This is a genomic window from Sulfurifustis variabilis, from assembly GCF_002355415.1.
In the GTDB taxonomy this organism is placed as follows: domain Bacteria; phylum Pseudomonadota; class Gammaproteobacteria; order Acidiferrobacterales; family Sulfurifustaceae; genus Sulfurifustis; species Sulfurifustis variabilis.
The window spans coordinates 798,118-819,555 of sequence record NZ_AP014936.1; the positions used below are offsets into that span (position 1 = coordinate 798,118).

15 protein-coding genes are annotated in these 21,438 nt (G+C 71.7%); 10 read left to right on the top strand and 5 right to left on the bottom strand.

The window, feature by feature from the left end; translation table 11 throughout:
• Positions 1–111: 111 nt before the first annotated feature.
• Positions 112–1,068, top strand: a complete 957-nt coding sequence (locus SVA_RS03900; RefSeq protein ID WP_169923958.1) for a MerR family transcriptional regulator — start codon at positions 112–114, stop codon at positions 1,066–1,068.
• Here the strand turns inward: SVA_RS03900 and SVA_RS03905 are convergent.
• From SVA_RS03905 to SVA_RS03920, 4 genes are all read right to left on the bottom strand, one after another.
• Positions 1,034–2,185: a lipocalin-like domain-containing protein gene (locus SVA_RS03905; protein WP_096459097.1), complete on the bottom strand. Its 1,152-nt coding sequence runs from the start codon at positions 2,183–2,185 to the stop codon at positions 1,034–1,036. The two genes, SVA_RS03900 and SVA_RS03905, sit on opposite strands and share 35 nt — an antisense overlap.
• Complete coding sequence (locus SVA_RS03910; RefSeq protein WP_096462817.1) at positions 2,182–4,698, bottom strand: FtsX-like permease family protein; 2,517 nt, start codon at positions 4,696–4,698, stop codon at positions 2,182–2,184. The genes SVA_RS03905 and SVA_RS03910 overlap by 4 nt, the downstream gene beginning before the upstream one ends.
• Entirely contained in the window at positions 4,695–5,399 is a 705-nt protein-coding gene (locus tag SVA_RS03915) for an ABC transporter ATP-binding protein (RefSeq protein ID WP_197703361.1), read from the bottom strand. Before SVA_RS03915 ends, SVA_RS03910 begins: the two co-directional genes overlap by 4 nt.
• 94 nt (positions 5,400–5,493) lie before the next feature.
• A complete protein-coding gene (locus SVA_RS03920; RefSeq protein WP_096459103.1) occupies positions 5,494–7,272 on the bottom strand; it encodes a multicopper oxidase family protein in 1,779 nt (592 codons plus the stop codon).
• A 115-nt stretch (positions 7,273–7,387) separates the two neighbouring features.
• Between SVA_RS03920 and SVA_RS03925 the strand changes: the two genes are divergently transcribed.
• From SVA_RS03925 to SVA_RS03935, 3 genes are all read left to right on the top strand, one after another.
• Positions 7,388–8,551, top strand: a complete 1,164-nt coding sequence (locus SVA_RS03925; RefSeq protein WP_096459106.1) for a phospholipase D-like domain-containing protein — start codon at positions 7,388–7,390, stop codon at positions 8,549–8,551.
• 275 nt (positions 8,552–8,826) lie between these two features.
• The gene (locus tag SVA_RS03930; RefSeq protein WP_096459109.1) at positions 8,827–10,416 is read left to right on the top strand and encodes a gamma-glutamyltransferase family protein; all 1,590 of its coding nucleotides are present in this window, start codon (positions 8,827–8,829) and stop codon (positions 10,414–10,416) included.
• A complete protein-coding gene (locus SVA_RS03935; protein WP_096459112.1) occupies positions 10,416–11,225 on the top strand; it encodes a sulfite exporter TauE/SafE family protein in 810 nt (269 codons plus the stop codon). Before SVA_RS03930 ends, SVA_RS03935 begins: the two co-directional genes overlap by 1 nt.
• Here the strand turns inward: SVA_RS03935 and SVA_RS03940 are convergent.
• A complete protein-coding gene (locus SVA_RS03940) occupies positions 11,144–13,306 on the bottom strand; it encodes a M1 family metallopeptidase (RefSeq protein WP_096459115.1) in 2,163 nt (720 codons plus the stop codon). The two genes, SVA_RS03935 and SVA_RS03940, sit on opposite strands and share 82 nt — an antisense overlap.
• A gap of 46 nt (positions 13,307–13,352) precedes the next feature.
• On the opposite strand from SVA_RS03940, the gene SVA_RS03945 reads away from it, so the two are divergent.
• The 6 genes from SVA_RS03945 to SVA_RS03970 all read left to right on the top strand — a co-directional run bounded on the left by SVA_RS03945 (position 13,353) and on the right by SVA_RS03970 (position 21,431).
• Positions 13,353–14,498: a ChaN family lipoprotein gene (locus tag SVA_RS03945; protein WP_197703362.1), complete on the top strand. Its 1,146-nt coding sequence runs from the start codon at positions 13,353–13,355 to the stop codon at positions 14,496–14,498.
• A gap of 86 nt (positions 14,499–14,584) precedes the next feature.
• On the top strand, positions 14,585–15,925 hold the full coding sequence (gene hemG / locus SVA_RS03950) for a protoporphyrinogen oxidase (RefSeq protein ID WP_096459118.1): 1,341 nt from the start codon (positions 14,585–14,587) through the stop codon (positions 15,923–15,925).
• A 152-nt stretch (positions 15,926–16,077) separates the two neighbouring features.
• Positions 16,078–17,019 (top strand): DUF4382 domain-containing protein, encoded by a 942-nt coding sequence (locus SVA_RS03955; RefSeq protein WP_096459121.1) that lies wholly within the window; start codon positions 16,078–16,080, stop codon positions 17,017–17,019.
• A gap of 139 nt (positions 17,020–17,158) precedes the next feature.
• Positions 17,159–18,235: a quinolinate synthase NadA gene (gene nadA, locus SVA_RS03960; RefSeq protein WP_096459124.1), complete on the top strand. Its 1,077-nt coding sequence runs from the start codon at positions 17,159–17,161 to the stop codon at positions 18,233–18,235.
• A gap of 158 nt (positions 18,236–18,393) precedes the next feature.
• On the top strand, positions 18,394–19,836 hold the full coding sequence (gene sauS, locus SVA_RS03965; RefSeq protein ID WP_096459127.1) for an acylating sulfoacetaldehyde dehydrogenase: 1,443 nt from the start codon (positions 18,394–18,396) through the stop codon (positions 19,834–19,836).
• A gap of 86 nt (positions 19,837–19,922) precedes the next feature.
• A complete protein-coding gene (locus tag SVA_RS03970) occupies positions 19,923–21,431 on the top strand; it encodes an AMP-binding protein (RefSeq protein ID WP_096459130.1) in 1,509 nt (502 codons plus the stop codon).
• The last annotated feature ends 7 nt before the right edge of the window (positions 21,432–21,438 follow it).

A 21,438-nucleotide genomic window follows, 5' to 3' on the forward strand; every position in this document is an offset into this window, starting at 1 on the left:
CTCCTTTCGCTGCGGACGGTGTCCAACAGTTGTCCAGGACAATACGCCACTGGTTTCATGTCGTCAAGCCTTTGTCATGGACAATGTGAAAGGCTCTGCTACCCTATGCCCATGCGCAAATCGGCCCCGGAAGACCAGCCCAAGCACCCGATCCAGGTCGTTGCCCGGCGGACGGGGCTCAGTGTCGACGTCATCCGGGTTTGGGAGCGCCGCTACCAGGCGGTGTCGCCAGGCCGGACCGAGGCGCGCCGGCGGCTTTACTCCGATGCCGAGGTGAACCGGCTGCTGCTGTTGCGGCGCGCGACCGAGGCGGGACGTCGGATCGGCGACGTGGCCGCCCTCCCGACGGATGAGCTGGCGCGCCTGGTGGCAGCCGATCGCGGAGCGGAGCCCGGCACGGCGGCCGGGCCCGAGGACTTCGTCGAAAGCTGTCTCGAAGCGGCAGAACGCATGGACTCGGTCGGGCTGGAAGGCGAGCTGGCGCGCGCCGCGGTCAACTTCAGCGTCCCCGTGCTCCTCGAGCGCGTGGTCGCCGCGCTCATGCGCGAGGTGGGCGAACGCTGGCACCGCGGCGAGCTCCGCGTCGGGCAGGAGCATCTGGTGAGCGCAGCCGTGCGCTCGTTTCTCGGCGGGCTCTACGGCACGAGCAACATGGGCGGGACCGGACCCGTCCTGCTCGTCACCACGCCGCTCGGCCAGAACCACGAGCTCGGGGCACTGATGGCGGCGGTGCTCGCGGCGGCGGACGGCTGGCACGTGGTGCATCTGGCGCCGAACACACCGGCCGCCGACATCGCGGCGGCTGCCCGGCAGGTCGACGCGCGCGCGGTGGCGCTCGCCCTCGCTTATCCGCAGGACGACCCCCGGCTCGTCCAGGAGCTGCGGCTGCTGCGACAGCAGCTCGAACCGCGCGTGGCGCTGCTCGTCGGCGGTCGGGCGAGCGACGGCTACACGGAGGTCCTTAGCGAGATCGGCGCGCGGCAACTCGCCTCGCTCGCGGAGTTTCGCGCGGCGCTCGCCGAGCTGCGCACCGCTAGCGCGGCGGCGCCGTCGCCGCGTAGCCGGTGAGCTCCACGTAGCCGCGGCCCGTGATGCGCTGCCCCTTGCGCTCGCCCCGGATCTCGACCGCGCCTTCCCAGTAGCGCGGCGTGACGTCGAGCTCCTGATCGTCGAGCACGGGCTCGATCTCGAGGGTGAGGTCGACCGCAGGTACGGCGAATCGCCAGCGCGCCGGGTACGTGCCGCCGCGCGGGCTCGTCCAGCTCTCCAGCACGTCGACGCGCACATCGGTATCGCTTAGCGGAAGCGGGGTGCCGTCCGGAGCGATGAGCGTGCCCGCGCTGTGCGGATCCACCGAGCCGTCGCGACGCCGCAGGCGGTAGACCATGAGCTCGTGGCCGTCGTCGAGCTGCAGACCGAACCAGTCCCAGCCGGCCTGCCCCTCTTCGAGCGCGCTGGTGCTCCATTCCCGGTCGAGCCACGACTCGCCTCTTACGGTGTGAGCGACGCTGCCGACGGTGATCGTTCCTTCCGTGGCGAGCCGCGGGATCGAGTAATAATAAGAAGCGTTGCCGGCGCCCGCGCCCTTGCGGCTCAAACCATTGTCGCCCTGGAGCACCACGGGCTTGAGCGGGTCGAGCGCGAGATCGAGCGCGAAGCCCTCGCCCGCCGCCGCGAGCCGCCAGGGAAATCCGTCCCCTTCGACCGACCAGTCTTCGATCCAGACACGGAAGGGCGCGCCCCGCGCGCCGGCGAGCCCGAGCGCCGCGCGGGCGAATCGCTCTTCGTACTGGAAGCGCTGCGCGCCCGCGTCGGTGAGCGCCAGGTGTCCCATGTAGACCTGCCGCGCGGCCCAGCGCGAGGAGCGCTGCGCCTCGCCGGGCGCGAGCGCGAAGCGAAAGAGGGCGAGCTCGTAGCCGAAGCGCCGCCCGCCGGCGTCGGCGAGGTTGCCGGTGAAGTACCACCACTCGCTGCGGTACCCGGGATGCGGACCGTGATCGACGGGGAAGCGGAACGGGCGCGGCTGCTCGGCGCGCGCGTAGCCGTCCGTGTCCGTGCCGCCGAGCACGCGCGCGAGCTCGAGCGGTTCCTCCGCGGGCGCCGGCACCGGCGCAGGCCACAGCCACCACACCGACGTGCCCAGGCCGGCCAGCGCCAGCACGAGGATTGCGGGGCGGATGCTCATTCCTCGCGCAGTCCGCGCGCCGGCAGCGCGCGCGCCAGCCGGAAGGCCGGGTAGAGGCCGGCGGCGAGGGCCGCGAGCACCGCGAGGCCGACGGCTCCGGCGAGCACGCCGGGCGAGACGATCGGCTGCATGCTCCAGCCGAAGGCGCGCCGGTTGATGACCTCGATCAGCATGACCGCGAGCGCGAGGCCGACGGGGACGGCGAGGATCCCCGCGGCGAGACCCATGAGCGCGGTCTGGACGCTCACCATCCACCGTACCTGCCCGGGCGTGAAGCCGATCGCGCGCAGCACCGCGTACTCGCGCGCGCGCTCGAGCTCGAGCGCCATGAGCGCGCTCAGCGTGCCGACGAAGGCGACCGCGACGGCGAGAAGCCTGAGGACTTCGGTGATCGTGAAGGTGCGGTCGAAGATGGCGAGCGAGAGCGCGCGCAGCTCGCGGTTGGAGCGCACCTGCACCGCCTGGACGCCGTCCGCCTGCCGGCGCACCGCGTCGGCCACGACCGCCGCGTCGGCGCCGGGCGCGAGGTACAGCCGCAGCGCGGAGTAATGCGGGTCGCCGTAGAGGCGCGCGTAGAGCGGGTGCGCGAGGACGACCAGGCCGTTCTCGGAGCTGTAGTCGAGGAGCACGCCGGCCACCGGCAGCTCATGCGCGCCGCCGGTCGTGCGCAGCACGATCCGGTCGCCGGGGGCGACCGCGTGCCGGTAGGCGTAGGGCTCGGTCACGAGGACCGCGCGGCCCTCGGCGAACGCGGCCCAGGCGCCGGGCGTCGCGTCCTTGAAGCGGTAGGGCGGGGCCCACGAAGCGGGAAAGTCGAGCGCGAGCATTTCGGTCAGGCGGCCTTCGGACTCGAGGGTGACGTAGCGCGCGCCGACCACGGTTTCGAGCCCCGGGAGGGACCGCACGCCGGCGACGATCGCGGGATCGAGGTGCGCCGGCATGCGCGTGCCGCCCGCGCCGGGGATCGCCACGTACAGATCCGCGCGCAGCGTGGAGTCGAGCCAGGTCTCGACCGAGGCGCGGAAGCTCCCGATCATCACGCCGACGCCGACCACGGTCGCGACGGCGAGCATGAGCGCGGCGATGGCGACGCCCGTGCGGCTCAGCGACGCGGCGATGGCGCGGATCGCGAGGCGGACGACCACGCCGGCGCGCCGCGCCAGCGGTTCGGCGAGGCGCACCATCGCCGCCACCGCCAGCGGGACGAGCAGCGTGAGGCCGAGGATCAGCAGGAAGAGGGCGACGAACCCGGCGATCAGCCCGCGGTCGGCGAGGCCGAGGACGAGCAGCGCGGCGCCGATCATCGCGAGGCCGGTCGCGGCCAGGCGCGGCGAGGCGCGGCGCACGCGCGCCTCGAGCGTCGAGCGCAGGAGCGCGAGGCGGGGGGCGGTCGAGGCCGCCTCGAAGGCGGCCGGCAGGGTCGCCAGCATCGTCGCGGCCAGGCCGAGGGCGAGACCTTTGACGAACGGCGCGACGGCGAGGCCGGCCTCGCGCACGGTGACGACGAAGTACAGGTCGGTCATCGTGCGCGTGACGAGCCGCACGAGACCGAGCCCGAGCCCGGCGCCGAGGGCGAGGCCGAGCACCGTACCGGCGAGACCGATCGCGAGCGCTTCGGCGAGCACGAGGCGAAAGAGCTCGCCGCGCGTCACGCCCAGCGCGCGCAGGACGGCGAGCAGCGGCCGGCGCTGGAGCACCGCGAAGGTCATGGTGTTGTAGATGAGGAAGCTGCCGACGACGAGCGCGAGCAGGCTCATCGCCGTGAGGTTCGTGCGGAAGGCGCGCGTCATCTGCGCGAGCGCCTCGCCGCGCGCCTCCGCGCGCACGAGCGCGGCCTCGGGCGGCAGCATGCGTTCGATGTCCGCCGCCCGCGCCTTGCCGGTCGCGCCCTCGGGCAGCACGAGATCGATCGCGGAGAGCCGGCCGAGCGCGCCCGCGATCTCCTGCGCGGTGCCGATATCGGCGAGCAGGAGGCCGTCGATCGCCGCCCGGTTCTCGCCGTCCAGCAGTCCGACGAGCGTGACGGCGTGTCGCCGGCCGCCGATGCTCAGTTCCAGGCCGTCTCCGGCGCGAAGCCCGAGGCGTTCGGCAGTGGGCGCCGCGAGGAGCGCGGTTCCCGGTTCGGTCAGCAGGCGCACGATCGCATCGCCGTCGACGGCGCCCAGGTGACCCCGGATGCCGGACTCGGCGAACGGATCGACGCCGAGCAGGCGCAGCGTCTCGCCCCGCGCGGTGGCGTAGGCCTCGACGAGGGGCGCCGCGCCGCGCACGCCGGAAAGACGCAGGCGCGCGTAAACACGTTCGTCGAGCCCGGTCGGACCGCCCACGATCCGGTGCGTCGCGCGGCCGCCGACGTTCTCGAGCGAGACGGCGAAGGCGCGGCGCGCGCTCTCGTTCGCGATATCGACGGCGACGACCACCGCGACGCCGATGGCGATGCCGATCACGACCAGCGCGAGCAGCCACCACCGGCGCGCGAGCGCCCGCCGGCTCGCGCGGCGCAGCAGCCTCACCACGCCAGGTCCTCGCCGCGCTCGACGAGCCGGCCGCGGTCGAGCGTGAGCACGCGGTCGGCGGACTCGGCCACCTGCTTCGAGTGCGTCGCGAGGAGCAGCGTGGCGCCCTCGCGGCGCGCGAGCCCCGTGAGCAGCGCGAGCACCCGCCGCCCCGTTTCGGCGTCGAGATTGCCCGTGGGTTCGTCCGCGAGCAGCAGCCCGGGCTTGTGGATCAGGGCGCGCGCGATGGCGACGCGCTGCTGCTCGCCGGCCGAGAGCCGGTCCGGAAAGCTCGCCAGCCGGTCGCCCAGCCCGACCGCTTCCAGCCATCCGGACACCCGCCCGCCGTCGGGCTCCCCGTTGAGCTCGAGCGGCAGCCGGACGTTTTCCTCGACCGTGAGGGTCGGGATCAGGTGGAAGAACTGGTAGACGAAGCCGATGTGCCGCCGGCGGAAGAGCGTGCGCTCGCGCTCGTCGAGCGCGGTGAGCGGAACCCCGTCGAGCGCGACGGTGCCTTCGTCGGGAAGATCGATGCCGCTGATGAGGTTGAGGAGCGTCGACTTGCCGGAGCCGCTGCGTCCGAGGAGCGCCACGCATTCGCCGTGGCGGACGTCCAGGTCGAGGCCGTCGAGGACGGCGCGCGTGCGGCCGCCTTCCTCGAACCGGCGTCCGAGCCCGCGGACCTCGAGCAGCGTGTCGCCCATCGTGCCAGGGGACATTAAATATTGAATGTTGAATTTTGAATGTTGAATTGTGGAGCGCGCTGCGCGCGCACCATTAAGACATTCGACAATCAAGCATTCGACATGTCTTCTACTTGACCCGATACGGCCGCATCATCTCGTGGTCTTCGTGCTCGAGGATGTGGCAGTGCCAGGCGTAGAGCCCCGGCAGGTCGAAGCGGGCGATCACGCGGGTGATCTCCCCGGGCTGCATGACGGCCGTGTCTTTCCAGCCCGCGTCGCCCTTCGGCGGCGGCGTGCGTTGCCCCGTCGGCTTCACCGTCTTCGGCTTGCCGGGCTCGAAGGCCTCGCGGTCGAAGGGCTGGCGATCGAGGATCAGGAATTGCACGAGGTGCAGGTGGATCGGGTGCGCGTCCCCGGTCGCGTTGATCACGCTCCAGATCTCCGTGTCGCCGACGCGCGGCGTCTCCGTGATCGCGTCGTCCCAGCGCAACCCGCCCTGCGCCGCCGTGCCGAGGAGCGGGAGCACGCGTCCGTAGTCGTCCTTTTCCTCGACGAGCGTGAGTTGGCGCGTCGTTGCGCCCGCCGTGTCGTGCCGCGGGATCGGCGCCCGCAGACGCGCGGGGAGGACCGCGTCGCGCGCGTCCGAGCGCGCGAGCGTCACGCGGAAGGCCATCACGACGCCGGTCGTCTGCGGGTCGACCGGGTCGCCGTCGGGGAAGGGCGTGGGCGCGTCGTTCCGGAGCACGACGGTGCGGCCGCCGAGCGCGGGATCGCCGAAATCCACGACGACGTCCGCGCGCTCGGCCGGCGACAGCAGCAGTTGCCGCCGGGGCACGGGCGCGTCGAGCAGTCCGCCGTCCGTGCCGATCTGGTGGAACGGCTGTCCCGAGCTCAACGTGAGTCGGTAGAAGCGGGCATTCGACCCGTTGAGCAGGCGCAGGCGGTAGCGTCGAGGCTCGACCTCGAGCACGGGCCAGATCTTCCCGTTCACCAGGATCGTCTCGCCGAAGAACTCCGGTTCGATGGAAGGCACGCGGTCTTCCGTGATCGGGTCGCGCACCTCGCGGCGCTTCTCGGCGGGACCTTCCGCTTCCTCGATGTCGCCCGCGTACGCGAGCGAGCCGTCGCGCCTGAAGCTCCGGTCCTGGATGAGCAGCGGGATGTCGTAGCGGCGCGCCGGCAGCGCGCCGTCGCGCACGAGCCGCTCCTCGTTCTCGTCCGTGACGAGGTAGAACCCCGCGAGCCCGGCGTAGACGTTGAGGCGCGTGATGCCCATCGCATGGTCGTGGTACCAGAGGGTCGCCGCCTCCTGGTCGTTGGGGTAGTCGTAGACCTCGCGCGTCCAGTGCGGACCCGTCTCCGCGAAGCCGGGCGTGAACCAGGCCTCGGGATAACCGTCGCTGTGGTCGGGGACGTGGCCCCCGTGCAGGTGCACCACGGTCCGCACGTACGGCCGGCAGTGCGACTCGTGCCCTCCCTTGTACGGTCCGCAGTGCACCGAGGTGTCGACCGGCAGGAGATGGTCGCGGGGGAGGGCGCTTTCCCAGCGGACCCTGGCCGGCCGCCCCTGGCGGGCGAGGAACGTGGGACCGGGGTAGGTGGGCGACTCGCCCGCGGCGCCGTAGCCCCACACGGTGGTCAGCAGCGGCCGGCCGGTCTCCGGGTCGCGCAGGCCGAGGTCCTGCCGCGTCTCGCCCATGCGCACCTCGTAGTAATCCGCCCCCGGATGTCGGTCGACGTCGGGCACGAGGGTATGCGCGAGCGGGTTCGGCAGGGCGTGAACGAACTTCGGCTGCGTCGCCGGATCGAGCCGTTCCCCTGCCCCGGGCGGGGGAGCGAGGTGCGTGCAACCGGCGAGCGCGAGACCGACGACCGCGGCGCGCGACAGCAGGCGGGAATGCGCCATGGTTCCTCCGGAACGCGGTGTTTCGCGTAGAGTACCGGATTGCGCGCGCCCTCGCGCCCGGTATCCACCCGGGGACGTCTGTCGGCGCCGCTCGAAATCGCTTACGGTTGAACCGATGTCGCGCAAACCGAACAGCCGTTTCCTCTACCCGTGGCGCGAGGGGAATGCGTTCGAGCTCCTCGTCGACGGCGAACGCTTCTACCCGCGCATGCTCGAGGCGATCGAACGGGCGACGACGTACGTCCTGCTCGAAATGTACCTCGTCGAATCGGGCGCCGTGAGCGGGCGGTTCATCGACGCCCTGGCGCGCGCCGCGCGCCGCGGCGTGCAGGTGAAGGTGCTGCTCGACGCCTTCGGCGGGCTCGGCCTCGAGGACGCCGACCGCGCGCGGCTGACCGAAGCCGGCGTCGCGATGGTGATCTTCAACCCGATCAAGGCCGCCAAGCGGGCGCACAACCTCGCGCGCGATCACCGGAAGCTCCTGCTCGTCGACGGCGAGGTGGCCTACACGGGCGGGGCCGGGCTCACCGACGAGTTCGATCCGCCGCGCGCCGCGGAGCACCGCTGGCGCGAGACCATGATCGAGATCCACGGCCCGGTGGTCGCCGACTGGCAGCGCCTGTTCGCGCGCGTCTGGGGACGCGAGGGCCGCCGCCCGCTCGATCTGCCGCTGCCGTCGCCGCCCGTTCACCCGGACGGCATGTACGGACGGGTCGAGGTGTCGCAGACATCCGTGCGCCAGGAGATCACGCGCTCGCTGCTCAAGCGCATCGGCGCGGCGGAGCACCGCGTGTGGATCTCGACGGCGTACTTCATACCTTCGTGGCGGATCCGCCGCGCGCTGCGCCGGGCCGCCCGGCGCGGCGTGGACGTGCGCGTCGTGGTGCCCGGCCCGTGCACCGACCATCCCGCGGTGCGCCACGCGGGGCGGCGCTTCTACGGCCGGCTGCTGCTCGCGGGCGTACGCATCCTCGAGTACCAGCCCCGCTTCCTGCACAGCAAGGTGGCGCTGTGCGATCAATGGGCCTCCATCGGCTCGAGCAACTTCGATCGCTGGAACCTGCGCTGGAACCTCGAAGCGAACCAGGCGGTCGACGACCCGCGCTTCGCCGCGGCGGTCGCGCGCATGCTCGAGGGCGACTTCGCGGCGGCGCGCGAGTGGGGATACAGGGACTGGAGCCGCCGGCCGCTGCTGGCCCGGCTGCGCGAGTACCTTTGGGGCAAGGTGGACCTCTGGCTCAACACGCTCGACCGCAAGCGGGCGCCGCGCGACGGATGACCGCGCGGGAGGCGTGCCCGTGCCGCGGATCGAGGGAAACAATCGGGTTCCGCGCACCCGGGTGGTGCGCCCCGTGCCCGCGGAAGGCCGTCCGGGTGCAGGGCCGGCGGCCGGACGCCGGCGCTCCCGCCCTTGGACGCGCGAAGCGTCGTGCGATCGGCGCGGCGGCGCTCGTGCCGCGAAGTGGCATGTCGATTGCTCGGTTCCGGTCGGAGCGCATCGACGGCGGTCGTCGGTCGCCTGATTGAGCACGAACGTTCGAGCATGACGGGGACATGAGCGTCGCGCACGCCACGCACGGAATCGTCGTCGCCCCCCATGCGGAGGCCGCGGCCGACGGCGCCGGGATCCTCCGCGAGGGCGGCAACGCGATCGAGGCGGCGATCGCGATGGCCGCCTCGCTCTCGGTGCTCTACCCGCACATGACGGGTCTCGGCGGCGATGCATTCTGGCTCTGCCGTCCCGCGGAAGGCGGGCTGTTCGGGATCGACGGGAGCGGGGCCGCGGCGCGGCGCGCGGACGCGGCGTACTACCGCACGGCCGGGCTCGACGCGGTACCGGTGCGCGGCCCGCTCGCCGCGCTCACCGTCGCCGGCGCCGTGTCGAGCTGGACGCTCGCGCAGGACGAAAGCCGGCGGCGTTGGGCGGGGCGCATGCCGCTCGCGCGCCTGCTCGCGCCCGCGATCGCGCATGCCGAGCGGGGCGTCGCGCCGAGCGCGAGCCAGTGCGCGGCGACCGCGCGCAAGCGCGACGAGCTCATCGGCCAGCCGGGTTTCGCCCGGGCGTACCTCGACGACGGCGCTCCGCCGCGCGCCGGCGCGCCGCGCCGCCACGCCTCGCTCGCGACCGCGCTCCGGCGGTTGAGCGCCGCCGGGCTGGACGATTTCTATCGCGGCGAGGTCGCCGCGTCGCTCGCCGCGGATCTCGCGCGGGCGGGAAGCCCGCTCGCGGCCGGCGACCTCCGGCGGCAGCGGGCGACGCGCATGCCGCCGCTGGTGCTGGCGCACGGGGCCGGGACCGTCTATAACCTCGGCGCGCCGACGCAGGGCATCGCCTCCCTCATGATCCTCGGACTCTACGACCGGCTGCGGCCGCACCCCGACGTCGATTCGGCGGCGTACGTGCATCTCCTCGTCGAGGCCACCAAGCAGGCGTTTCGCGTGCGCGACCGCTGGGTGCGCGATCCGCGCGATCTCGACGTCGACCTGCGATCGTTCCTCGACGGTTCGGCGCTCGCCGAACGCGCCGGGCGCATCGATCCAACCCGGGCTTCGCCCTGGCGTCCGGGCGAGACCGGCGACACGACCTGGTTCGGCGCCATCGATCGCGCGGGGCGGGCGGTCAGCGTCATCCAGAGCCTCTACCACGAGTTCGGCAGCGGCGTGGTGCTGCCGGGCACCGGCATCTGCTGGCAGAACCGCGGGTGCGCGTTCACGCTCGATGCGGCGAGCGCCCGGTTCCTGCGTCCGCAGCGCAAGCCGTTTCACACGCTCAACCCGGCGATGGCGGAGCTCGCCGACGGCCGGCTGCTCGTCTACGGCACCATGGGCGGCGACGGCCAGCCGCAGACGCAGGCCGCCGTCTACACGCGCTACGTCACGCACGGGCAGCCGCTCGACGCGGCGATCGCCGCGCCGCGCTGGGTGATCGGGCGCACGTGGGGGCCGCCTTCGGCGGCGCTCAAGCTCGAATCCCGGTTCCCGCGCGCCGTGGTCGACGGCTTGCGGGCGCGTGGGCACGAGGTCGATCTCGTCGACGGGTACGACGCCCTGATGGGGCACGCCGGCGCGCTGGTGCGCCACGCCGACGGTGCGCTCGAGGGCGCCTCCGATCCGCGCAGCGACGGCGCGGCGGTGGGCGTCTGATGGTCGCGAAGCTTCTCGTGTACGCGCCGTTGCTTTTCGCCTGCGGCGCCCTCGCCGGCCTGAGCGCCGGACTGCTCGGCGTCGGCGGCGGCATCATCGTCGTCCCGTTCCTCTATCACGTCTACACGGCGCTCGGCCTCGGCACCGAGCTCGCCATGCCGCTCGCGGTCGGCACCTCGCTCGCGACCATCGTGCTCACGTCGGGCGTGGCGGCGCGCGGACACCACCGGCGCGGGACGGTGGACTGGCCGATGGTCCGCGGCTGGCTGCCGCCCGTGATGCTCGGCGTCGCGCTCGGCGCGGGCTATTCGTTCGTCACCTCCGGCGCATCCCTGAAGACCCTCTTCGGCATGCTGCTCGCGGTCACCGCGCTGCACATGTTCGTCGCGACCTTCCGGCCGGTCAGCGTCGGGCGCGAGCTGCCGGGGCGGCGCATGCAGTCGGCCTTGGGCGTGGCGGTCGGCAGCCTCGCCTCGGTGCTCGGCATCGGCGGAGGAACGCTCATGGTGCCGCTGCTCAATCTGTACCACTACCAGATCCATCGCGCCGTCGCGACGGGCTCGGTCTTCGGCGTGGTCATCAGCCTTCCGGCGACGTTCGCGTACGTCGCCGGAGGCTGGGGCGAGACGGCGCTGCCGGCCGGCAGCACGGGCTACGTCGACTGGATCGCCTTCGCGCTGCTCGTGCCCGCCTCGATCCTGTTCGTGCCGCTCGGCGTGCGGCTCGCCTACCGGCTCGACGTGACGCTGCTGAAGCGCGTGTTCGCGCTGTTCCTCATTGCGGTCGGGCTCGAGATGGCGCTCGGCTGAGCCTTCGGCGCGGCCAGCGGGCTCCGCGGCTCGAGCTCGAGCTGCGCGCGCTCCGGCGAAAGCGCGACCTGCAGCGGCGATTCCGCGACGGGCCATTCGCCCTTGAGCACGTTCGCGGCCTCCGGACCCTCGAAGACCAGGTAGCCGTAGCGCGAGTAGTGCGGCAGCTTGCGCGCGAGCGCGGGAACGCTCGCGGCGTTCGGCGCGCCGAGCCAGGCGACCGCGTTGCGGCCGCCGGCCGCGAGCGCCACGCTGCGGGCGGCGCGGGCGTAACGCCGGCCGTCCACCCGCACGCCGTCCGCATCCACCTCGACGCCCCGGTCCGCGAGCCGGCGCGCGACCTCCGGGCGGAACCGGTTCTCCCAGCCGAGCAGCCACACGGCGCGGTCGTCCGGCAGCGCCGCGATCTCCGTGTCCTCGACGATCGCGAAACCCGCCGGCCTCGCCCAGCTCTCCGCCAGCGCGTAGTACGCCCGACGCACCGCGGCCGGCGCTGCGCCGGGCAGCACGATGAGCCCGCGCTCCGCCCCGTAGACCCGACCGAGGGAGGGCGGAAGCTCCGCGGGATCGAGCCGGCGAAAGAGATCGAAGCGCGGATCGACCGCGAGCAGCAGCGGGCGCTCGGCAAAGCGCAAATCGAAGCGCAATCGCCGGCCCGGCATGTGAAGCACGGTCTCGTGCGCCGGCGCGCGTCCGGCGAGCTGCACCGCGATCGGGACGCGGAGCCGGTAGGGGCGGCCGGGCTGACGCTGGGTCATCCGGCCGCGCACGCGGAACTCTTCGCCGTCGTGCGTGACGCGGACGTCGGCGAGCTCGAGCGCCGGCGCGCCCGTCCGGTCCACCCACTGCGCGAGCTCCGCCTCCAGCCGGCGGCCCGACGCCGCCTCGAACGCGCGGCGGATGTCGTCGAAGCCCGCGACCGTGAAGCGATGCCGCTCGTAGAAGCGGCGGAGGCCGGCGAGGAAGGTCTCGTCGCCGAGACGGAGCCGCAGCGCGTGAAACAGCATCACGCTCTTTCCGTAGCCGACGGCCTGGCTCGCTTCTCCGTGGCGCGCGCGGAACTCGCGCAGCGGGAAGTCGCGCGCGCCCGTGACGTAATCGGCGTACTTCTGCAGCAGGCCCCGTCGGTATGCCGCGCCGCGCCCGTCGCGTTCGGCCAGGAGGTGATCCGCGAGATAGGTCGTGAGCCCCTCGGCCCAGTTGCCGCTCGCGTAGTCGAGGTAGACGCCGTTGCCCCACCAGTTGTGCAGCACCTCGTGGGGATACGACGTATCGATGATGAAGGGCAGGCGCAGGACGCGGGGCCCGAGCAGCGTGAAGGACGGCATGCCGAGCCCGGTCTCCCACGCGTTCTCGATGAGCGCGAACTTCGCGTACGGGTAGGGCCCGATCAGGCGGCTGTAGAGATCGAGGTAGCGCGCCGTCGCCGCCAGGTAGCGCCGCGCCAGCGCTTCGTCGGGCTCGCGCAGGTAGACCTGCGCCTCCCCGTGCGGGGTCGCTTCCTTATATAGATGAAAGCGCGCGCCGACCAGGTAGATGTCGTCCTGCGGGTGTTGCTCCTCCCAGGTGACGCCGCCCGGTTCCCGCGTCGCGCGGCCCTGGCTCACGACGTGCCAGGCGGACGGGTGCCGGACCGCCAGGGTGAACCGAAGCAGCTCGTCGCCGAAGCGCGCGAACCAGTGGCTGCCGGAGTCGAGGTACACCATCTCGGGCGAGACGATACCCGCCGGCATCGCGCGAAGATCCACGGGGGCCGGCAGGCGCCCCGCGTAGACGAGCGTCAGCCGCGTCCGGTCGGGCGGAAGCTCGACCGTATAGCGCTTGAGCGATCGCGGCCCGCCGTCCACCGGCGATCCGTGCAGGCGCGCTCCCGGTTCCTCGGCGCGCGGCTCGAAGGCGCCGTCGAGCAGGAACGAGAGCGGCCGCGGAAAGCCGGCCGGAAGGGTGATCTCGTCGCGCACCGCGAGGTGCCCGCGCTCCGGCGAAAGGGCGACCGTGAGCGCGTGCCGCACCACGGGCGGGGTTTCCGCCGACGCCGCGCCGGCCGCGCACAGGAGCGCGCAGAGGGCAATGGCACGCACGCGCCGGGGTAGGGCGCCTGCGCCGGCCTGCGCTACCATGGCTCGCATGCGCTTCGGCAGAACTCTTCTGGTGCTCGGGGTCACGGCCCTGCTCTCGGCTCCGGTCGCCTTCGTCCTCGGGGAAACGAGCGCGGCGGCGACGCGCGTGGTGAAGCTCCAGGACCTGCCGGCGCTCGAGAGCATCCTCGGCCAGCTTGCCGGCAAACGCGTGGTGTACGTCGGCGAGTCGCACGACCGCTACGATCACCACCTGAACCAGCTCGCGGTGATCGAGCGCATGCACGCCGCGTCGCCCGACCTCGCCATCGGCGTCGAGTTCTTTCAGCAGCCCTTCCAGCCGCATCTCGACGCGTACATCCGCCGCGAGATCGACACGACCGAGATGCTCGCGCGCACCGAGTACTTTCGCCGCTGGCAGTTCGACTTCCGTCTCTACGCGCCCATTCTCGCCTATGCGCGCAGCCACGGCATCCCCGTGATCGCCCTCAACGTGCCGACGGAGCTGACGTCCAAGGTGGGGCAGAACGGGCTGGAGAGCCTCACCGCCGAGGAGCGCGCCTCGCTTCCGAAGAACATCGACCGCTCGGACGCCGATTATCGCGCGCGCCTCGAAAGGATATTCCGCCAGCATGCCGGCTCCGAGAAGCGGGACTTCGACCGGTTCGTCGACGTCCAGCTCCTGTGGGACGAAGGCATGGCCGCGCGCGCGGCGGAGTATCTGCGCGCGAACCCGTCGCGCCGGATGGTGGTGCTCGCCGGCACCGGCCACCTCGCCTACGGCGCAGGCATACCCAGCCGGCTCGGGCGCCGCGTGCCGGTGACGAGCGCCATCGTGCTGCAGGGCGGCGGCATCGAGCTTTCGCCGGACATCGCCGATTTCGTGCTGCTCTCCGAGGAACGGAGGCTGCCGCCCGCGGGCACGCTCGGCGTCGTCCTCGAACCCGTGGACGGCGTGCACATCGCGGGGTTCGCGGAGGAGAGCGCCGCGCAGACCGCGGGGCTTCGCCGCCACGATCAGATCGTGGCCGTCGACGGCCGGCCGGTGGGGAGCGTCGCCGACGTCAAGGCGCTCCTCTGGGACAAGTCGCCCGGCGAACGCGTGAAGGTGACCGTGAGCCGCGGGTTCTTCGATCCGAGCGAGCAGCAGTTCGAGGTCGAGCTGCGCGCGCACCAGAAAGCCGGTGACAAGTGATAAGTGCACAATGACGAGTTGCGGGGCGCGCCGTGCGCGCTCGTCAACTCATCACTTGTCACTCGGCACTTATCGCTGTTTTTAGGATGCGTGTGCTCGTCGTCGGGGGCGGTATCTCGGGGCTCGCCACCGCCTGGTTCCTTCACCGTCGCGGACGGTCGGTCGTCGTGCTCGAAGCCGGCGCCGAACCGGGCGGAAGCATCCGGACCGAACGGCGGGACGGATTTCTCGTGGAGGGCGGTCCCAACTCGACGCTCTATCGCGACGGCGCGCTCGCCGAGCTGGTGCGCGGGCTGGATCTCGAGCGCGAGCTGATCGAGGCGAACGCCGCCGCGAAGCGGCGCTACATCGCCAAGGGAGGGCGGCCGGAGCCGCTCCCGGACGGCCCCCTCGCCTTGCTTTCGACGGGCGTCTTCACCCCGGCCGGCAAACTGCGCCTGCTGCTCGAGCCGTTTCACGGCCGCGCGGCGGCCGAGGAATCGATCGCGCAGTTCGTGCAGCGCCGCCTGGGCCGCGAGTTCCTCGACTGGGCGATCGATCCCTTCGTGTCCGGCGTCTACGCCGGCGACCCGGCGAGGCTGTCCGTGCGCGCGGCGACGCCGAAGATCTATGCGCTCGAGGCGGAGTACGGCTCCCTGTTTCTGGGCGCGGCGGCGCGGATGCTGCGGGGCCGACCGAGCGGCCCGCAGCCGACGGGGCGCCTGATTTCATTCCGGACCGGCATGCAGACGCTGCCGCGGGCGGTCGCGCGGGCTCTCGGCGACCGCTTCCGCGCGGGCCAGGCGGTCGAGGCGATCGAGCGCACGCCGACAGGCTGGGCGGTCCGTACGCCCGCGGGCACCGACGAAGCGGAACGACTCGTGCTGGCGGTGCCCGCCTACCGCGCGGCCGAGCTGCTGGCGCCGATCGATCGAGCGCTCGGCGAAGCGCTGGAGGGCATCCGCTATCCGCCGGTCGCCTCGGTCGCGTTGGGGTTCGAGCGCGCGCAGGTCGCCCATCCGCTCGACGGATTCGGGATGCTCGTTCCCGGACGGCTTGGCCGCGAGACGCTCGGCGTGCTTTTCTCGTCGACGCTCTTCCCCGAGCGGGCGCCGCCGGGGCGGGTGCTCCTCACCGCCTTCGTCGGCGGCGCCCGGCACGAGACGGCGGGCACGCTCCCGGAGGCGGCGCTCGTCGAGCGCGTGCTCGCCGATCTCGGCCCGCTCCTCGGCATCCGCGATGCACCGGTGTTCCGGCACCTGACATGCTGGCCTCGGGCGATCCCGCAGTACGAGCTCGGGCATCTCGGGCGGCTGGCGCGCATCGATCGAGCGCTCGACCGCCTCCCCGGGCTGCACCTTCGGGCGAACTGGCGGGACGGCATATCCCTCGTCGACTGTGTGGCGAACGCGCGCGCGCTCGCCGACGCGCTCGCGGCTCCCGCCTGATCGGGAGAACGACCGCTCGTCCCGCCGGCTCATCCATCTGCGGGACCCATCCGATAAGCGCGGCGAACGGCCTTCCGACTGCAAACGCCTATCGGCGTTTGCAGTCGGTAACATCCGGCACTGTTTCTCAACCAATAAGCGATCAATAAACCGTGTCTACCCCACGTTTTTTTCTTTCGCTGTCCCTGGCCGGACTGCTCGCCGCCTGTGGCGGAAGCAGCGATGACGGAAACGCCACCGGCGAGCTCACCCTGCAGGTCACCGACGCGGCCGTCGACGGCGCCCTCCAGGTCGTCGTTCAGTTCAGGGGTATCGAGCTGCATGGACCCGGCGGAACGCAGACTTATTACTACTGCGAAGACGCGAGCACGGGCGAAACGGTGCTGAGCGCCGCCGCCTGCGCGCATCCGGCGCCCAGGCAGCTCGACCTGCTCGCCCTCACCGACGGCCTGACCGAGTTCCTGCTCGACGGTCTGGTCACCGAGGCCGGCCGCTACGCCTGGGTCCGGCTGCTGGTCGACGCCGAACCGGACGTGAGGGATTCCTACATCGTGATGCCCGACGGGGAGCACGAGCTCCTCGTCCCGAGCGGTGCCGAGACCGGGCTCAAGCTCAATCGCGGCTTCACGGTCCCGGCCGGTGGCACCGCCGATTTCACGATCGATTTCGATCTGCGCAAGTCGGTCCACGACCCGCTGTCCGGGGGCGTCGACTACCTGCTTCGGCCGACGCTGCGGATCGTGGACAGCGCCGAGGCCGGCGCCATCGCGGGCGAGGTCGACGCGGCGCTCGTGACCGACGGCTGCACGCCGGCCGTCTACGCGTACACGGGCGCGGGCGTGACCCCCGACGACGTCGACGGCGCCGCGCCCGATCCGGTCACCACGGCCCAGGTCAAGCTCGACGAGGAAACCGGCCTGTACCGCTACAAGGCCGCCTTCCTCGAACCGGGTAATCACACCGTCGCCTTCACGTGCCAGGCCGCCGGCGACGATCCCGCGATGGACGACGCCATCGTCTTCTCCGGTGCCGCGACCGTGGCCGTGGCCCCCGGAACCGTCGCGACCCACGAATTCCAGGCTTCGCTGCCGTAGCACTACCCGGGCGCGCCGGCTTCGCCGGCCGCCCGGTTCCCGGCGGCCCGGCTTGATTCCGAGGGGCGAGGCCCCAGGGAGGGGTGCTAGGCAAGAGGGCGGCCGCGGTGGTTTACTTGGCGGCCCCAGGGCGAAGCTCATGACCGCGCGCATCGACATCCCCGCCATTCCCGTCGTGAAGGCCCCGCAGACGGCCGAGGTACTCGCGAGCCTTCCCGTGCTCTCGGATGCCGAGCGTGCGGCGCTCGTCGCCCGAATCAAGCGCCTGCTCGAGGAGCAGGACGCCGTATTGATCGCGCACTACTACGTCGACGCGGAGATTCAGCGGCTCGCCGAGGAGACCGGCGGCTACGTCTCCGACTCCCTCGACATGGCCCGCTTCGGGCACGAGCACCCGGCGCGCACGCTCGTCATCGCCGGGGTGCGCTTTATGGGCGAGACGGCCAAGATCCTGAATCCCGAGAAGCGCGTGCTGATGCCGACCCTCGAGGCCGAGTGCTCGCTCGATCTCTCCTGCCCGGCGGCCGAGTTCGTTCCCTTCTGCGACGCGCACCCCGACCACACCGTGGTCGTCTACTCGAACACGAGCGCCGAGGTGAAGGCGCGGGCGGATTACGTCGTCACGTCGTCGATCGCGGTGAAGCTCGTCGACCACCTCAGGAAGCAGGGCAAGAAGATCCTGTGGGCGCCGGACAAGCACCTCGGCGCGTACATCAACTCGGTGACGGGCGCGGACATGCTCATCTGGCCGGGCTCGTGCGTCGTGCACGACGCCTTCAAGGCGGACGCGCTGGCCGCGCTCAAGAAGGAGCGCCCGGGCGCCGCCGTGCTCGTCCATCCCGAGTCGCCCGCGGCCGTCATCGCGCTGGCCGACGCCGTCGGCTCGACCACGCAGCTCATCGAGGCGGCGAAGCGTTTGCCGAACAAGGAGTTCATCGTCGCCACGGACAGCGGCATCTTCTATAAGATGCAGCAGGCCGCGCCCGAGAAGACGTTCCTGGAAGCGCCGACGGCGGGGAAGGGCCCGAGCTGCATGGCCTGCGCGCACTGCCCGTGGATGGCGATGAACAGTTTGGCGCGCGTGGCCGTGGCGCTCGAGACCGGCGCGAACGAGATCCACGTGGAAGAGGAGATCCGCCGCAAGGCGCTGCGCGCGACGCAGCGGATGCTCGATTTCGCGAAGACGCTGAAGGCGCCTGTCCTCGGCGACGCCTGACGGCGGGAGCGGGCGCCCGGAGCAGAGGGTTTGACAGCCCTCTCTTTTGGGCGTGAGAATGTAAACGCTTTCATAGCGCCCTGCGTCACAGGCCGGGGTGGAGCCTTGAACAAGCTCCGGGGTCGACGAGCCCGGGAGCAGCCAGGAGGAGCCCGGAAATGTCGGCCACCGAGCCCGGCCGCGGTACGCCTTCCGTTTCGCCCGACCCCCGCGAGGTCGTCGCCGCGCTGGTTGCCCGCGCCCGCGCCGCCCAGCAAGCCTACGAACGCTACGGCCAGGCCCAGGTCGACGAGGTCGTGACCGCCGCGGCCTGGGCCGTCGTCGAGCCGTCGCGCTCGCGCGAGCTCGCCGAGATTGCCGTGCGCGACACCGGTCTCGGCAACGTCGAGGACAAGGTCCGCAAGAACCGGCGCAAGACGATGGGGTTGCTGCGCGACCTGCGCGCCGCGCGCTCGGTGGGCGTGATCGCCGAGTACCCGGAGAAGGGGATCGTCGAGATCGCGCGGCCGGTGGGCGTCGTCGGCGCGATCGTGCCGTCCACGAACCCCGCCGCGACGCCGATCAACAAGATCATGAACGCCCTCAAGGGGCGCAACGCCGTGATCGTCTCCCCGAGCCCGAAGGGCCTGAGCACCTGCACGCGGCTCATCGAGCTCGTGCACGCCGAGCTCGATCGCGTCGGCGCGCCGCGCGACCTGGTGCTGCAGCTCCCCGCGCCGGTGACGAAGGCGCTGACCGAGGAGCTGATGCGCCAGGTCGACCTCGTGGTCGTGACCGGCTCGCAGGGCAACGTGCGCGGCGCCTACGCGAGCGGGACGCCGGCGATCGGGGTGGGCACGGGGAACGTCCCGGTCATCATCGATGCCGACGCCGACCTCGACGATGCGGCGGCCAAGATCGCCGCCTCGAAGACCTTCGACAACGCGACGAGCTGCTCCTCCGAGAACAACCTCGTCATCCTCGACGCCGTCTACCGCCCCGCGCTCGGCGCGCTCGAGCGCGCCGGCGGGGCGCTGCTCGCGGCCGAGGAGAAGGCGCGGCTGAGGCAGGCGATGTGGGCGCAGGGAAAGCTCAGCCCCGCCGTCGTCGCGCAGAGCGCGCCGGACATCGCCCGCGCCGCGGGGCTCGCGCGCCCGGCGCTCGCGCACGCGCGGTTCCTGATGGTCGAGGAGACGGGCATCGGCAAGGACCACCCCTTCTCGCGCGAGAAGCTCTCGCCGGTGCTCACGGTCTACCGGGCGAAGGACTTCGACGACGCCTTCGAGATCACGCGCCGCCTGCTGCTCAACCAGGGCGCGGGGCACTCGTGCGGCATCCACACCCGCAACGACGAGCACGTCATGCGCCTCGGGCTGGAGCTGCCGGTGTGCCGCGTCATCGTGAACCAGGCGCACGCGTTCGCGACCGGCGGCAGTTTCGACAACGGGCTGCCGTTCTCGCTGTCGATGGGCTGCGGCACCTGGGGCGGGAACAGTATTTCCGACAACCTGAACTACCGGCACTTTCTCAACATTACGCGCATCGCGCGCACGATCCCGCCGGACGAGCCGACGGAAGACGAGCTCTTCGGCGCCTACCTGAGGAAATACAGTGATAAGTGATGAGTGCAAAGTGATCAGTTTCGGTGCGCGCTTCGCGCGCTCATCAACTTGTCACTTATCACTTAGCACTGATCACTGCTCTTAGAATGCGTACGATCCGGCACATCGTCGACACCCGCGCGGCCGAGCAGCCGGAGAAGGCCTACCTCATCGCGCCCGAGACCGGGCGCACGCTCAACTACGGGAAGCTGCGTCGCGACGCCCGCCGGCTCGCGGCGTTCCTGGACGCGAAGGGCGTGCGCCCGGGCGAGACGGTGTGCCTCATGATGCACAACGGCTATCAGGCCGCCGATCTGTTTCTCGGCATCATGTACGCCGGCCGCGTCGTCTCGCCGATCAATCTGCTCGCCCAGCCCGCGCAGCTCGAATACGTGCTCGATCACTCCGACGCGCGGCTCGTTTTCGTGGCCGAGGCCTACCGCGAGCGGCTCGAGGCCGCGCTCGCCAGGCTCGATCGCCCCGTTGCGGTCGAGGCGATCGACGTCGATGCCGAAGCGCTGTTTCCCGAGCTCGCCGAGGGCGGCTCGCTTCCCGCCGTCGGCGAAGACGACGCGGCGCTCCTCATGTACACCTCCGGCACCACCGGACGCCCTAAAGGCGCGCTCCTCACGCACAGGAACGTGGTCGCCGGGGGACGCTTCACGAGCGACGCGCACGAGCTCACGGAGAGCGACCGCGTGCTCTGCTCGCTGCCGCTCTACCACATCAACGGCCAGATCGTGACGACGGTCGCGCCGCTCGTGCACGGCGGGAGCGTCGTGATGCCGCACAAGTTCAGCGTCTCGAGCTTCTGGGAGCTGCTCGCGCGCCACCAGTGCACCTGGTTCAACGTCGTGCCGACGATCGTCGCTTACCTTCTGAACGAGCCGGACCAGCGGGTCGCGCGCAGGGAGCTCGACCTCTCGCGCGTGCGCTTCGGCCGCTCGGCCTCGGCGGCGCTGCCGCCGAACCTGCACCAGGCGTTCGAGCGCACCTTCGGCTTCGGCATCATCGAGACGATGGGGCTCACCGAGACGGCGGCCCCGGTCTTCTCCAACCCGCTCGATCCCGCGAAGCGCAAGTACGGCACGCCCGGGCGGCCCTTCGGGGTGGAGGCCAAGATCGTCGACCGCGAGGGCAGGGCGCTTCCGCCCGGCGAGATCGGCGAGATCCTCGTGCGCGGCGACAACGTCATGAAGGCCTATTACAAGGACCCGCAGAACACGGCGAAAGCGCTCGACGCGGACGGCTGGTTCCACACCGGCGATCTCGGCTACCGCGACGCGGACGGCTTCTACTTCGTCACCGGGCGGCTCAAGGAGCTCATCATCAAGGGCGGCGAGAACATCGCGCCGCGCGAGATCGACGAGGCGCTCTACCGGCACCCGGCGGTGCTCGAGGCCGCCGCGGTCGGCATCCCCGACGCCAACTACGGCCAGGAGATCCTCGCGTGCGTGGTGCTCAAGCCCGGGAGCCGCTGCTCGGAGGACGAGCTGCGCGGCTTCTGCCTGAACGAGCTCGGGCGGTACAAGACGCCGAAGGTCATTCGTTTCGTCGATTCGATTCCCAAGGGGCCGTCCGGCAAGGTCCAGCGGCTCAAACTACTCGAGATCTAGAGAAGCA